The 13,275-nt window shown below is 67.4% G+C and carries 12 protein-coding genes and 1 pseudogene; 5 read left to right on the top strand and 8 right to left on the bottom strand.

What is annotated here, in order from left to right:
- Nucleotide 1: 1 nt before the first annotated feature.
- The 6 genes from AC1RNQ_RS02370 to AC1RNQ_RS02345 all read right to left on the bottom strand — a co-directional run bounded on the left by AC1RNQ_RS02370 (nt 2) and on the right by AC1RNQ_RS02345 (nt 6,306).
- Complete coding sequence (locus AC1RNQ_RS02370; RefSeq protein ID WP_493168622.1) at nt 2-574, bottom strand: urate hydroxylase PuuD; 573 nt, start codon at nt 572-574, stop codon at nt 2-4.
- Between the two features lie 235 nt (nt 575-809).
- On the bottom strand, nt 810-1,484 hold the full coding sequence (locus AC1RNQ_RS02365) for an inner membrane-spanning protein YciB (RefSeq protein ID WP_493168621.1): 675 nt from the start codon (nt 1,482-1,484) through the stop codon (nt 810-812).
- Nucleotides 1,481-2,407, bottom strand: coding sequence for a signal recognition particle-docking protein FtsY (ftsY, locus tag AC1RNQ_RS02360; protein ID WP_493168619.1), 927 nt, complete (start codon nt 2,405-2,407; stop codon nt 1,481-1,483). The genes AC1RNQ_RS02365 and ftsY overlap by 4 nt, the downstream gene beginning before the upstream one ends.
- Nucleotides 2,404-3,624, bottom strand: a complete 1,221-nt coding sequence (locus AC1RNQ_RS02355; protein WP_493168618.1) for a MiaB/RimO family radical SAM methylthiotransferase — start codon at nt 3,622-3,624, stop codon at nt 2,404-2,406. Before AC1RNQ_RS02355 ends, ftsY begins: the two co-directional genes overlap by 4 nt.
- Entirely contained in the window at nt 3,621-4,427 is an 807-nt protein-coding gene (dapF, locus tag AC1RNQ_RS02350; RefSeq protein ID WP_493168616.1) for a diaminopimelate epimerase, read from the bottom strand. Before dapF ends, AC1RNQ_RS02355 begins: the two co-directional genes overlap by 4 nt.
- A 247-nt stretch (nt 4,428-4,674) precedes the next feature.
- Nucleotides 4,675-6,306, bottom strand: coding sequence for a putative bifunctional diguanylate cyclase/phosphodiesterase (locus AC1RNQ_RS02345; protein ID WP_493168614.1), 1,632 nt, complete (start codon nt 6,304-6,306; stop codon nt 4,675-4,677).
- 538 nt (nt 6,307-6,844) lie between these two features.
- On the opposite strand from AC1RNQ_RS02345, the gene ffh reads away from it, so the two are divergent.
- The 5 genes and pseudogenes from ffh to AC1RNQ_RS02320 all read left to right on the top strand — a co-directional run bounded on the left by ffh (nt 6,845) and on the right by AC1RNQ_RS02320 (nt 11,503).
- Nucleotides 6,845-8,293, top strand: a complete 1,449-nt coding sequence (gene ffh / locus AC1RNQ_RS02340) for a signal recognition particle protein (protein ID WP_493168612.1) — start codon at nt 6,845-6,847, stop codon at nt 8,291-8,293.
- 49 nt (nt 8,294-8,342) lie between these two features.
- Nucleotides 8,343-8,846, top strand: a pseudogene (rpsP, locus tag AC1RNQ_RS02335) (30S ribosomal protein S16); the annotation flags it as partial.
- A gap of 231 nt (nt 8,847-9,077) precedes the next feature.
- Nucleotides 9,078-9,587 (top strand): ribosome maturation factor RimM, encoded by a 510-nt coding sequence (gene rimM, locus AC1RNQ_RS02330; RefSeq protein ID WP_493168610.1) that lies wholly within the window; start codon nt 9,078-9,080, stop codon nt 9,585-9,587.
- A 138-nt stretch (nt 9,588-9,725) separates the two neighbouring features.
- Nucleotides 9,726-11,213 carry a serine hydrolase domain-containing protein gene (locus tag AC1RNQ_RS02325; RefSeq protein WP_493168609.1) on the top strand — a complete coding sequence of 496 codons (1,488 nt, stop codon included), beginning with the start codon at nt 9,726-9,728 and terminating at the stop codon, nt 11,211-11,213.
- Between the two features lie 2 nt (nt 11,214-11,215).
- Nucleotides 11,216-11,503, top strand: coding sequence for a hypothetical protein (locus AC1RNQ_RS02320; RefSeq protein ID WP_493168608.1), 288 nt, complete (start codon nt 11,216-11,218; stop codon nt 11,501-11,503).
- Nucleotides 11,504-11,510: 7 nt separating this feature from the next.
- On the opposite strand, the gene AC1RNQ_RS02315 is transcribed toward AC1RNQ_RS02320, so the two are convergent.
- Together AC1RNQ_RS02315 and AC1RNQ_RS02310 are read right to left on the bottom strand one after the other, a co-directional pair.
- Nucleotides 11,511-12,716 carry a sensor domain-containing diguanylate cyclase gene (locus AC1RNQ_RS02315; RefSeq protein WP_493168606.1) on the bottom strand — a complete coding sequence of 402 codons (1,206 nt, stop codon included), beginning with the start codon at nt 12,714-12,716 and terminating at the stop codon, nt 11,511-11,513.
- A 220-nt stretch (nt 12,717-12,936) separates the two neighbouring features.
- Nucleotides 12,937-13,227, bottom strand: coding sequence for a hypothetical protein (locus AC1RNQ_RS02310; protein WP_493168604.1), 291 nt, complete (start codon nt 13,225-13,227; stop codon nt 12,937-12,939).
- Nucleotides 13,228-13,275 lie beyond the last annotated feature (48 nt).

The following is a 13,275-nucleotide window of genomic DNA, read 5'->3' as shown; positions in this document are numbered from 1 at the left end:
CTCAGCTGAAGTTCACCATCGCATAGAGCATCGGGATCGACAGCAGGGTGTTGGTCCGCGAAAAGATCATCGCGGTCTTGCCGGCCTTGGCCTTGGTCGCATCGTCGGCTTCGACGAGGCCCAGTGCCTTCTTCTGGTTCGGCCAGATCACGAACCACACGTTGAACGCCATGATCAGCCCCAGCCACATGCCGACGCCGATCAGCTTATACGGGTCCTGCAGGCCGAGTGCGGGGATCGCATATTTGGCGTGGAAGGCGATGGCGAGACCGAGCAGCACGGTGATCGCCGCGGCCCAGCGAAACCAGAAGAGCGCGGCGGGCGCGATATGTTTCGACACGCCGGGTTTCAGCTCGGCCGGAATCTTGGGCATCGTCGGGATCTGGACGAAGTTGAAATAATAGAGCAGCCCGATCCACAGCACGCCGAAGAAGGTGTGGAGCCAGCGCATGATCGCATTGCCCGCGGCGATGCCGTCCTCGAAATTCTGGCCATTGAGGCACAGCATCAAGATGATCGCAAGCACCAGCCCCGCGCCCAGCACGGCGTGTAGATTACCGAAAAATTTGTCCATTTCTTTCCCCCTCGTTTGTTGTGGGGCGCGGCGCGACCCGGTGCCCGGGCCACGCTATGCCAGCGACGAGGGGAAGGCTCAAGCTTGCTTCACAGATCCTCCCCGCTCGGGGGGGGGGGAGGCCGAAGGCGGTGGAGGGGGCTGGCGGCCTGAAGCAGCGTTGCGCAAGGACGCCGCCGCCCTCCGTCAGCGCTTCGCGCTGCCACCTCCCCACAAGTGGGGAGGATTATGGCGATTATTTCTCGGTCGCCTCTTCGGGCAGCGCCAGCCCGTTCTTCAGCATCACCGGCAATTGGGTCAGCGTGAACAGGAAGGAGAGGGCGGTGATCCCCCATACCTTGATCGTCAGCCACAGGTCGAAGCTCATCTGCTTCGCCTGGATCAGCTCGTACATCACATGGTTGGCGATGCCGAGCGCGGCGAAGAACAGCCCCCAGTTGCGCGACAGCAGCATCCAGCCGCGTGTCGTGATCCCGTCGAGCGCCGACTGAAGCAGATATTTGAGCATCGGCTTGCCCGCGAAATAGCCGCCGAGCAACAGCGCGGCGAAGGCGCCATAGATGATCGTCGGCTTCATCACGATGAAGCTCTCGTCGTGGAAATAGACGGTCAGCGCGCCGAAGCCGACGACGAGGATGCTCGACAGCCATAGCATCGGCGAAATCCGGCCGAGCTTCCATTTCGACACCGCCATCGCGATGACGATCGCGACCATGAAGGCGACGGTGCCCTTGATCGCCGCGGTGGTCGCGGCGAATGCTCCCTCGCCGCCCGAGCTGAACTTATAGGCGAGAAAGAAGATCAGCAGCGGTCCGAAATCGATCGCGAAATTGAGCGCGCCATGCTTGGCGGGGGGCGGCGCGGGGACGGCCTCGGGGCCGGTCGGCAATTGGTCGAGCTGTTCGCTCATCGGATATTTCCTGCAATGATGCCCGCGATCTCGTCGGCATCGAACGGGCGAAGGTCGTCGATGGTTTCACCGATGCCGATCGCATGGATGGGAAGCCCGTGGCGTTCGGCCGCGGCGACGAGCACGCCGCCGCGCGCGGTACCGTCGAGCTTGGTCATGACGAGGCCGGTCACCCCCGCGACCTCGCGGAACACATCGATCTGCGACAGCGCATTCTGCCCCGTCGTCGCGTCGAGCACCAGCACGACATCGTGCGGCGCGGCGGGGTTGAGGCGGCCGAGCACGCGCTTGATCTTTTCGAGCTCGTCCATCAGCTCGCGCTTGTTTTGCAGCCGCCCGGCGGTGTCGACGATCAGCACGTCGATGCCCGTCGCGGTCGCCTGCTTGACCGCGTCGAAGACGATCCCCGCGGCGTCGCCGCCCTCGGGCCCCGCCATGATCGGCACGCCCAGCCGCTCGGCCCAGACCTTGAGCTGGCCGATGGCGGCGGCGCGAAAGGTGTCGCCCGCGACCAGCATCACGCCATAATCCTGTTCCTGGAACAGATGCGCCAGCTTGGCGATGGTCGTGGTCTTGCCCGACCCGTTGACCCCGATCACCAGGATGACCTGCGGGCGCGGGAAGGCGTCGATTTCGAGCGGTTCGGCGACCGGGCGCAGCACCGCGGCGATCTCGTCGGCGACGATCCGGCGCAGCTCTTCGGTGCCGTTCGCTGTCGCATCGCGCCGCGCCGCCAGCCGCTCGCGGATGCGCCCCGCCATCGCGGGTCCCAGGTCGGCGGTGATCAGCGCTTCCTCGATGCGGTCGAGATCCTCCTCGTCGAGCCGCGCCTTGCCGGTCAGCCCTGAGAGATTCTCGCCGAGCCGCTCGGACGTGCGCTTGAGCCCGCCGAACAGCCGCTCGCTCCAGCTCGCGCCGCTCATGCGGCCATCTCCGCGGTCAGGCGGTCGCCGTCGCGTGCGCCGATCCGCACCGGCACGATGCTCCCGGGGGTTGCGGGCTTATCGAGCATCAATCCCACGAAATTCTCGCCATGGCCGGTCAGCCCGTCGCGTTCGACCAGCATGTTCGTGCGTCTTCCCACTTGTTCGTCCATCCATTTGTACTGCCGCCGCGCATTGGCCTCGCGCAGCGCCGCGGCGCGCTCGCGCGCGACCGTGCGCCCGACCTGCGGCATGCGCGCGGCGGGCGTCCCGGCGCGCGCGCTATAGGGAAAGATATGGCCGAAGACGATGTCGCAATCGTCGATCAGCGCCAGGCTGTTCGCGAACATCGCGTCATCCTCGGTCGGAAAGCCGGCGATCAGGTCGGCGCCGATCGCGATCTCCGGCCGCGCCGCCTTCAACCGCGCGACGAGATCGACGACCTCGGCCCGCCGGTGCCGCCGCTTCATCCGCGTCAGCACCATATCGTCGCCCGCCTGCAGCGACAGATGGACATGCGGCATCACGCGCGCCTCTTCGGTCAGCAGCGCGAACAGCGCCTCGTCGATCCGGTTCGGGTCGAGCGACGACAGCCGCAGCCGTTCGACGGGCAGCGCCAGCAAGGCCTCGACCAGCGCGGCGAGGCTCGTCCCGCTGTCGTCGCCATAGCTCGCGAGGTCGACCCCGGTCAGCACGATCTCGCGCTGTCCGCGGTCCAGCGCAACGCGCGCGCTGTTGAGCACCGCGTCGACCGTCGCCGACCGCGCCGTCCCGCGTGCGATCACCGTCGCGCAAAAGGTGCAGCTGTGCGAGCAACCCGTCTGCACGCCGAGGAAAGCGCGGGCATGGTCGGCGCCCGAAAGTGCGGGAGTGTAGCCTTCGCTGCGCACCGCAGGCGCCCCGGCGCCATAGCTTTGCGCCAGCCCCTTCACGTCATTGCCGACCACCCGCGCGCCCATCGCCGCGAAGGCGTCGCGTTCCAGCTCAGCCGCGCACCCCGTCACCACGACGCTGGCCCCGGGCCGTCCGCGCAAAGCCCGCCGCACCGCCTGCCGCGCCTGCCGCACCGCCTCGTCGGTCACCGCGCAGCTGTTGAAGATGATCGCATCCTTGGCGTCCGCCGCGGTCGCCGCGGCGCGCACCGCTTCGCCCTCGGCGATGTTGAGCCGGCACCCGAAATTGACGACCTTGGGGCCGTCCATAACTTCTATGCTCATCCGAACTGCGCCCAGTCGGTCTCGCCCTCGAACACGCGCGTCGCGGCGCCGCTCATCACGATCGGCTCGCCGGGCGCCCAACGGATGATCAGGTCGCCGCCGGGCAGCGATACCGTCACCGGCGACTTCACCTTGCCCGCGCGGATCGCGGCGACCGCGGTCGCGCAGGCGCCGGTGCCGCACGCCTGCGTCAGGCCGACGCCGCGCTCCCACACCCGCAGCTGCAGGCAATCGGGGCCGTCGAGGCTCGCGACATTGACGTTGACGCGCTCGGGGAACAGCGGGTCGGTCTCGATCCGCGGGCCGAGCTCGCCAAGCGCGACCGCATCGGCCTCGGGCACGAAGAAGATGATGTGCGGGTTGCCGACGTTGACCGCCGCGCCATGCTCCAGCTCGTCCCACGCGACGGGCATGTCGCGCGTGTCCATCGGCATCGCGAGCGGGATATGCTCCCAGTCGAACACCGGCTCGCCCAGCACCACCTCGGCGCCGCCGTCGGCCGGCGTCACGCGCAGCATGCCGCCCAAGGTCTCGATCACCGACGGCTGGCCGAGCAGGGTCGCGACGCAGCGCGTGGCATTGCCGCACGCCTCGACCTCGCTGCCGTCGGCGTTGAAGATGCGCATCTTCACATCGGCATGGGTCGAGGGTTCGAGCAGGATCAGCTGGTCGCAGCCGATGCCGTGGCGCCGGTCGGCGATCGCATGCGCGCGCGCCGGGGTCATCGCGACCGGCGCCACGCGCGCGTCGATCACGACGAAGTCGTTGCCGAGGCCGTGCATCTTGGTGAAGCGATCCGCCATATCCCGCGCATGTAAGGCGGCGGGGAAGGGAAGTCTAGCGAGGCGGGGCCTTCGGGTGGAGTGCCGTTTTTTGTTTCGCGCAAAGACGCAAAGACACGAAGAGGTCGTGGTTGCCGCGAAGCGGCCTTCTCCTGCGGCAAAGCGTCAAACGCGACGCAGGATTAATATGGGGCCTGCCGGCCCGTGCTGCCTTCTTAGTGTCTTTGCGTCTTTGCGCGAAATTTTCAAATCACCGCCATCGCGGTGATCAGCCAGCCTTGCGCCGCTCGTCCGCGCCGGTGTCCCCCGCGTCCGGCGCCACCGGCGAGCGCAGCAGCCCGCGCTCGGCCAGCAGCTTCGCGGTCGCCATCGCCGACGCCGGCTTGCCATAATGCCAGCCCTGCGCCTTGGCGCAGCCGAGCCGGGTCAGTTCGATCGCGGTCGCCTCGTCCTCGACGCCCTCCGCGGTGATCGGCATCGCCAGGCTCTCGCCCAGCCGCACGATCGCGACGACGATCGCCTGCGCATCGGGGCTGCCCTGCATCGCCGCGACGAAGCTCCGGTCGATCTTGATCCGGTCGAAGGGCAACGCGCGCAGATGCGACAGCGAGCTGTAGCCGGTTCCGAAATCGTCGAGGCTCAGCGACACGCCCTGGTTCTTGAGGCTGGTGACGATCGAGCGCACCAGCGGCAGATTCTCGAACAGCGAGCTTTCGGTGATCTCGACCTCGAGCTGGCTCGCGGGGAACCCGGTCTCGACCAACAGCTTGGTAAGCTTCTGGCTGAACCAGGGGTCCTTCAACTGCTGCGGCGAGATATTGACCGCCAGCGTGATCGACGGGTCCCAGCCCTTGGCGATCTCCATCGCGTGGCGCACGACGCGCAGCGACAATTCGCCGATCAGTCCGCTTTCCTCGGCGACAGGGATGAAGCGGTCGGGCTCGACCATGCCATGGTCGGGCGAATCCCAACGCATCAGCATCTCGAACCCGACGAGGCGGCCGGTCGCGATGTCGACCTGCGGCTCGAAGAAGGGGACGAACTCGTCGCGCGGCATGCCGCTGCGGATCCCGGTCTCGATCTGGTTACGGACCTGAACCGCCATTTCCATGCCCTGCTCGAACCAGCAGAAGCGGTTCCGCCCCTCGTCCTTGCAATGATACATGGCGATGTCGGCCTGGCGCACCATCGTGTCCATCGACGTGTCGGCGGCGGTCGCCAGCGACAGGCCGATCGACGCGCCGATGCGGATCAGCTGGCCGTCATGCGTCACCGGTTCCTCGAGCGTGGCGACGATCTCGGCCGCCAGCGCCTCGATATGCGGCTTGCCCGCGGGTTCGAACATCAGCATCGCGACGAACTCGTCACCGCCCAGCCGCGCCATCAGCGCGCTCGGCGGCAGCACCCCCGCGATGCGCTCGGCGGCGACCTTCAGCATGCGGTCGCCCGCGGCGTGGCCGTGGATGTCGTTGACCGTCTTGAAATGGTCGAGGTCGAGCAGGAACAGCGCGACGTGGCGCCGCTCGGCGGCGGCGCTCTCGATCAGCGCCTGCCCCTGGTCGAGCATCGCGCGGCGGTTGAGGAAATCGGTGAGCGGGTCGCGGTCGGCGAGGTAGCGCGCCTGCTGCTCGGCCTCGGTGCGCGCGCGGATTTCGCGGTGGAGATCCTCGTAGCGGCGCCAGCCGAACAGGATCAGCGCGATATTGAGGATCAGCGTCGCGGCGAGCACCTGGTCGGTGCCGCCGCCGATCCCCGACAAGGCGCGGACGACCGACTGCATGACGCTGCTGCCGGTGCCGACGAACAGGATGGTCGCGGCCACGACGATGCCGCCCGCGACGATATCGCGTTTCGCCCCTTCGGCGCGGTCGGGCCCTTTCGGCGGAGCGGCGGTCGCCATATTTCGCATGTCCCCCACAATCAGCGGCCCTTTTGCGCCCCAAGCGGTGAAATTTGCGTTAAGTGTCGGGCGGAATGCTTTCCTCTTCCCGGAAGGGTGGGGCGACAAGAAGCGGGGGCAATATGTCGGTAATCGCAACTATTCTGATGCTTATACTGGGATGGTTCCATTGGTCAGGCTGGTGGTCGATACCGTTGGGCCTGTTTTCGTTCTGGGGTGCCCACCGCGCGCTTCCCTCGGAATCACATCGGATCAACCGCGTCGGGCTCCCGCTCTATATAGTTGGGGCCTTCTTGCTGATGAAGTTCGCGGGATGGTTACAAACCGTGATCAGCTAATTTCAAACTGACCGGCTGGCGGAGGGAGGCGACTTGCCTTTCCCCGCCATTTCCCGTATTGGCGCCCCGTTCGGCGGCATCTCGCGGCCGGGCATATCGACATCCGCGACGGAAAACCTGTCCACGGATACCGCTGGTTGGCGAGGTTTCGCTCACCGGCGTGTTTTGCGTTGCGGGCGTCGAAGACAAGGATTTTGGCTGTGTTCGATAGTCTGAGCAACCGGCTTGGCGATGTTTTCGGAAAGCTCCGCGGCCGCGGCGCGCTGACCGAGGCCGACGTGCGCGCCGCGATGCGCGAAGTGCGAATCGCCCTGCTCGAAGCCGACGTCGCGCTGCCCGTCGTGCGCACATTTGTCGACCAGGTCACCGAGCTCGCGATCGGCCAGAATGTCCTGCGCTCGGTCACCCCGGGACAGCAGGTGGTCAAGATCGTCAGCGACGCGCTGACCGAGATGCTCGGCTCCGAAACCGCCGAGCTCGACCTCGCGGTCACCCCGCCCGCCATCATCATGATGGTCGGTCTGCAGGGCTCAGGCAAGACCACCACGACCGCGAAGATCGCCAAGCGGCTCAAGGAAAAAGAGCGCAAGAAGGTGCTGATGGCGTCGCTCGACGTCAATCGCCCCGCCGCGCAGGAACAGCTCGCGGTGCTTGGGGCACAGATCGACGTCGCGACCTTGCCGATCGTCGCGGGCCAGCAGCCCACCGAAATCGCGCAGCGCGCCCTGCAGGCGGCGAAGCTCCAGGGCTATGACGTCCTCATGCTCGACACCGCGGGCCGTCTCCACGTCGACCAGCAGCTGATGGACGAGATGCAGGCGGTGTCGCGCGCGGCGAACCCGGCCGAAACCCTGCTCGTCGTCGACAGCCTGACCGGGCAGGACGCGGTGCAGGTCGCGCAGCGCTTTACCGACCAGGTGCCGCTGACCGGCGTCGTGCTCACGCGCATGGACGGCGACGCGCGCGGCGGTGCCGCCCTCTCGATGCGCGCCGTCACCGGCAAGCCGATCAAATTCGCGGGCACGGGTGAAAAGCTCGACGGGCTCGAACTCTTCCAGCCCTCGCGCATCGCGGGCCGCATCCTCGGCATGGGCGACGTCGTCAGCCTCGTCGAGCGCGCCGCCGAAACGATCCAGGCCGAAGAGGCCGAGGCGATGGCGGCGAAGATGGCCAAGGGCATCTTCGACCTCAACGACCTCCGCACCCAGCTGGGCCAGATGCGCCGCATGGGCGGCCTCGGCGCGCTCGCCGGGATGATCCCGGGGATCAAGAAGGCGCAGGTCGCGGCGGCGCAGGGCGGCGCCGACGACAAGATGCTGATCCACTTCGACGCGATCATGGGGTCGATGACCCCGAAAGAACGCGCCAAGCCCGAAATCCTGACCGCGAAGCGCAAGATTCGCATCGCCAATGGCTCGGGCACCACGGTGCAGCAGGTCAACAAGGTGCTCAAGATGCACCAGGAAATGGCGACCGCGATGAAGAAGATCCGCAAGATGGGCGGGCTCAAGGGGCTCGGCGCGCTGTTCGGCAAGGGCGGCGGCATTCCCGGAATGGGCGGCGGGGGCGGTGGCCTCGGCGGGCTGCCCGGCCTCGGCGGCGGGGCGATCCCGCCCGAACTCGCCAATCTGATGAATAAAAAGAAATAACCCGATTAATCGACACTATGCATTTGAATTAGAAAGAAGGACTTACATCATGGCTACCTCCATTCGCCTGTCGCGCGGCGGCTCCAAGAAGCGCCCCTATTACAAGATCGTCGTCGCCGATTCGCGCAGCCCGCGCGACGGCCGTTTCATCGAGCGTATCGGCAGCTACAACCCGCTGCTCGCCAAGGACAATCCCGAGCGCGTCAAGCTCGACGCAGAGCGTGCGAAGCATTGGCTGAGCGTCGGCGCCCAGCCGAGCGACCGCGTCGCCCGCTTCCTCGACGCCGCGGGCGTCCAGGAACGCGCTGCGCGCAACAACCCGAACAAGGCGGTCCCGGGCGACAAGGCCAAGGAACGCGCCGAGGAAAAGGCGCAGAAGCTGGCTGATGCCGAGGAAGCCAAGGCCGCCGCGGCCGCCGCTCCTGCCCCCGAGCCCGAAGTCGAAGCGCCGGCCGAAGAAGCTGCCGCTGACGAAGTCGTGGCCGAAGCGGCTCCGGCCGCCGAGGAAGCGCCTGCTGCTGAAGAAGCCGCCGCTCCCGAAGCCGCCGAATCGCCCGCGGCTCCCGAAGCCGCCGAATCGGACGCGACCGGTTCGGTGAAGAGCGAAGAAACCGCCGAAGCCGTCGCCGAGGCGGTGGCCGACGAAGTTCCCGCCGATGCGACCGCCGAAGACGCGACCGCGATCGCCGAGGAAGTCGCCGAGGGCGGCCCGGTTGCCGAAGAGGCTCCGGCCGAAGAAGCCCCGGCTGCCGACGCTGGCGAAGAAAAGGCCGAAGGCTAAGCCTTGGCCGACGCAAACCGCCCCGTCACCCTCGCCGCCATCGCCGGCGCGCACGGGGTGCGGGGCGAGGTGCGCCTCAAGCTGTTCGGCGAAGGCGCGGACTCGCTCCGCGCCTTTTCCGTTTTCCAGGCCGGCGAACGCAAGCTGACCTTGAAGTCGGTGCGCCCCGCGAACCAGGGCGCGGTCGCGACCTTTGCCGAGATCGCCGACCGCAGCGCTGCGGAAGCCCTGCGCGGCACTTTGCTCACCGTCCCGCGCTCGGCGCTGCCCCCACTCGCCGAGGGCGAATATTATCACCACGACCTGCTCGGCCTGCCGTGCCGCTCGACCGACGGCGCCGCGGTCGGCACCGTCGTCGCGGTCGAGAATTTCGGCGCCGGCGACATCCTCGAAATCGAGAAGGCGGCCGAAGCCGGCAAGAAGCCTGCGCGCTTCATGGTGCCGATGAACGCGCAGGCGGTGCCCGCGTGGGACGCCGACGGCGTGACCGTGAACGCGGCGTTCGTCGAATAGCGCCGCCTTCCACTAAAATTCGTTCGCCCTGAGCTTGTCGAAGGGCCGTTCTTCCTTTCTATGTCGGAAGAAAGAACAGTGCTTCGACAGGCTCAGCACGAACGGAGGTTTGGGATGCGTTCGAGTCTATCTTTTCTGATGGCTATCGCGCTTGCCGCCCCGCTCCCCGCCTTCGCCCAGGACCCCGCCCCGAAAACCCTCGACCAGCTCGCGCCCGAAATCGACGCGCTCTTCGCCAGATATCAGGCCGACGCGCATGTCCCCGGCCTCGTCTACGGCATCGTGCAGGACGGCAGGCTCGCCTATGTGAAGGGCGTCGGCGTGCAGGACCTCGACGCCAGGCGCCCGGTCACTGCCGACAGCCGCTTCCGCATCGCCTCGATGACCAAGGCCTTCACCGCGCTCGCGATCCTGAAACTGCGCGACGACGGCAAGCTCCGCCTCGACGACCTGGCCGAGCAACATATCCCCGAGATGAAAGGCTGGACCTATCCGACGAAGGACAGCCCGCGGATCCGGATCAGGGATTTGCTCCAGCATGTCGGCGGCTTCGTCACCGACGATCCGTGGGGTGACCGCCAGCAGGTGCTGCCGCAGGCCGAGTTCACCAGGATGATCGCCGCGGGTGTGCCGTTCAGCCGTGTGCCGCAGAGCAGCCACGAATATTCGAACTTCGGTTATGCGCTGCTCGGCCGCATCGTGACCAACGCCTCGGGCATGACGTACACCGACTATGTCCGCCAGACGATCCTCGCCCCGCTCGGCATGCGTGCGAGCGGCTATGACGTGACCAAGGCGCCCAAGGACCAATATGCCCGCGGCTATCGCTGGGAGAATGACGCCTGGGCGGCGGAGCCCGAAATGGCCGACGGCGCGTTCAACGCGATGGGCGGCTTGCAGGTCAGCGCGAACGACTATGCCAAATGGGTCGCCTTCCTGCTCTCGGCCTGGCCCGCACGCGACGATCCTGACACCGGGCCGGTCAGGCGCGCGACGGTGCGCGAACTCGCGCAGGGGCTGAACTTCACCGCGGTCGTCAATCGCACCGGCGCGAGCGGCGCCGAAGCGTGCAAGCTGTCGAGCGCCTATGGCATGGGCTGGCGCGTCGCGCAGGATTGCGACCTCGGGCTGACGCTGGCGCACGGTGGCGGCTATCCGGGTTACGGCAGCCATGTGATGCTGATGCCCGACACCGGCACCGGCGTCTTCGCGCTCGCCAACCGCACCTATGCCGGCCCCTCGGCGCCGGCGTGGGATACCGCGGTGGCGATGGACAAGGCGGGGCTGCTCGAAAGCCGTGCGGTCCCGGTCTCGCCGGCGGTCGCCGAGATGTTCGCGGCGACGCAAGCCGCCTATGCCGCGGGCAATCTCGAACCGCTGGACGGCAAGCTCGCGATGAATTTCCTGCTCGACCGCTCGGCGGCCAATTGGGCGGCCGAACTCGCCAAGCTCAAGGACCAGGTCGGCGCTTGCCCGACCGCCGAACCGCTCGCCCCCATGGGCGCGATGTCGACCGCCTTCCGACTCAACTGCGACAAGGGCAAGCTCGACGGCCAGCTGCTCCTCGCCCCAACCGCCCCCGTCACGATCCAGGCGCTCCGTTTCCGTGTCGCGCCGCCGGAATAGCCATGGCCTTTCTTTTCATCCTCGTCTTTTTTGTCCTTCTGTTCCCCGTGCTTGGTGCGGCGCTGGGCTGGTTCTTGCTCCGTCGTGTGTCTTTGCCGCTGGCGTGGCTCGTCGGTGTGCTGGCCGGCGTCGCGCCGGTCGCACTGTTCGCAGCCGCGATCTATCGGGGCGAAGGCGACGACCTCGACCCCGACCCGCTATTATTTCTACAATTGTCGATCGGCGTTGCCATGCTGGTAGCGTTGACGACGCTGATCGGCTGCCAGGCTGCAATGCGGCGACCGGACTGACGCATGGCTAAGCCGCCGCGATGAACACCACCCGGTCGCGCCCGCTTTCCTTCGCGGCATAGAGGTTGATGTCGGCCGACTTCATCGCCGCGCCGAAGCTCGTCTCGCGCGCGATATGGACCAGCCCCATGCTCGCAGTCACCGGCCGCTGCAGCGACGGCACCATCTGCCGGATATAGGCGCTGACGCGCTGGCGCAGCCGTTCGGCTTCGCCCGCGACCGCGCTCGCTTCGCACCGGAACAGCAGCGCGAACTCCTCGCCGCCGATCCGCGCCGCCAGTGCGCTGCCCGATCCCAGCGCGACCCCCGCGGCAAAGATCACGCGGTCGCCGACGTCGTGGCCGTGGCGGTCGTTGATCGCCTTGAAATGGTCGAGGTCGACGATCGCGATCGCGACCGGCGGCTCGGCCCTGTAGCTTTCCTCGATCGCGCGGCGGTTGGGCAGCCCGGTCAAGGGGTCAGTGTGCGCGATGACGCGCATCGCCTCGGCCTGGGCCTGCGCCTCGGTGCGTTCGCGGCGCAGGCGCATCAGCCGGTCGAGGATGCCGAGCGCGGTGAGCATCACCTCGAGCCCCAGCGCTGGGAAGAGCAAAAACAGGAACGCCTCGAACGGCGCCTGCAAAATGATGTCGTGGAACAGGCTCACCGCGTAGACGCCGCCGATGCCGCTCCACGCCGCGGCCTGGTAGCGCGCGGTGCGGCTGCCGCGCAGCAGCGCGATCGCCACCGTCGCAACGCCCAGCGCAAGCATCGCAACGAGCAGCAGGTTGCGCAGGGCGAAATAGAGCGCGGGCGGGTCGGCCATTATCGTCACCGGCGTCGTCAGCAGGATCAGGAAGGGCGGCCAGCCGAGCAGCGGCAAAAGCCGCTTGGGGATCGTCCCGGGTTCGAGATAGGCGCGCAGAAACGGCCCCGACACCGCGACGCCCAGATCGAAGAAGAGGGTGATCCACACTTGCCGTGCGAAACCGTCGGGGGCGAGCGCGGACCCCATCGCCAGCGGCGACAGCCCGATCGCGAGCGCGAGATAGGCGGCGGTGCGCACGCTCTGCCAGATCAGGAACCGCTCGCGCAGCAGCGCATAGAAGGCCGCGTTATAGGCGAGCGAGAAGAGGAGGAGGCCGAGGAAGATGCCGGTGAGCACGCCGTCCCAGGTCATGCTGGTGGCGTCGGCGAAGGAGGATTGCGCATGCGCAGGGGCCGCGGCGCCCAACAGCGCCGCTCCGGCTCCCAACCCTCGCGCCCATCGCGTCATCTTGCCCCCTGGTCAGATGGCGGAGATTAGGCGCGAACCCGCTGATTTTTGGTTAATGACATATTGGCCAACAGGCCGAAAAGGGGATCGCCCGGCGAGGGACCACCGGGCGATCGGGGCGTTCGGCCGCCCGGTCTTGGGACGCCGGCGACATGGCACGCCGGCTGGGACTGGCCCGTCAGGCCTTGGCGCGGTGCTGGCGGTCTTCCTCGACGGTGCCCGGCGTCGCCGGATTGGCCGCGCGCGGGCGGCGGACGCGTGCGGCCGGGCGGCCTTTGCGGCGCAGCGTCGACGCCATGCGTCCTGCCGCTTTCACGAAAACGCGGTCCTCGCCGGGGGCGCTGGGCAATGCGATCCATTCGCCGAAGCGCCGCAGCGCCCCCAGCATGCGGGTCAGCCCGCGGTGGAGATCGGCGCTGAAGCGATCGTGGCCCTGGTTCCAGCTGCGCATGAAATGTTCTTCCATCATCGATCGTCTCCTCGTTTCTTCGATGCCCAGGTAATGCCTGCTCGCGCC

This window comes from Sphingopyxis sp. GW821-FHT12F08 (assembly GCF_058806755.1).
Note: the sequence above shows the minus strand (reverse complement) of the source record. Positions and strands in the feature narration are given on the sequence as shown.

Coding starts and splice junctions, on each gene's coding strand:
- AC1RNQ_RS02370 (WP_493168622.1), bottom strand. CDS start 574: ATGGACAAATTTTTCGGTAATCTACACGCCGTGCTGGGCGCGGGGCTG.
- AC1RNQ_RS02365 (WP_493168621.1), bottom strand. CDS start 1,484: ATGAGCGAACAGCTCGACCAATTGCCGACCGGCCCCGAGGCCGTCCCC.
- ftsY (WP_493168619.1), bottom strand. CDS start 2,407: ATGAGCGGCGCGAGCTGGAGCGAGCGGCTGTTCGGCGGGCTCAAGCGC.
- AC1RNQ_RS02355 (WP_493168618.1), bottom strand. CDS start 3,624: ATGAGCATAGAAGTTATGGACGGCCCCAAGGTCGTCAATTTCGGGTGC.
- dapF (WP_493168616.1), bottom strand. CDS start 4,427: ATGGCGGATCGCTTCACCAAGATGCACGGCCTCGGCAACGACTTCGTC.
- AC1RNQ_RS02345 (WP_493168614.1), bottom strand. CDS start 6,306: ATGGCGACCGCCGCTCCGCCGAAAGGGCCCGACCGCGCCGAAGGGGCG.
- AC1RNQ_RS02325 (WP_493168609.1), top strand. CDS start 9,726: ATGGCTATCGCGCTTGCCGCCCCGCTCCCCGCCTTCGCCCAGGACCCC.
- AC1RNQ_RS02320 (WP_493168608.1), top strand. CDS start 11,216: ATGGCCTTTCTTTTCATCCTCGTCTTTTTTGTCCTTCTGTTCCCCGTG.
- AC1RNQ_RS02310 (WP_493168604.1), bottom strand. CDS start 13,227: ATGATGGAAGAACATTTCATGCGCAGCTGGAACCAGGGCCACGATCGC.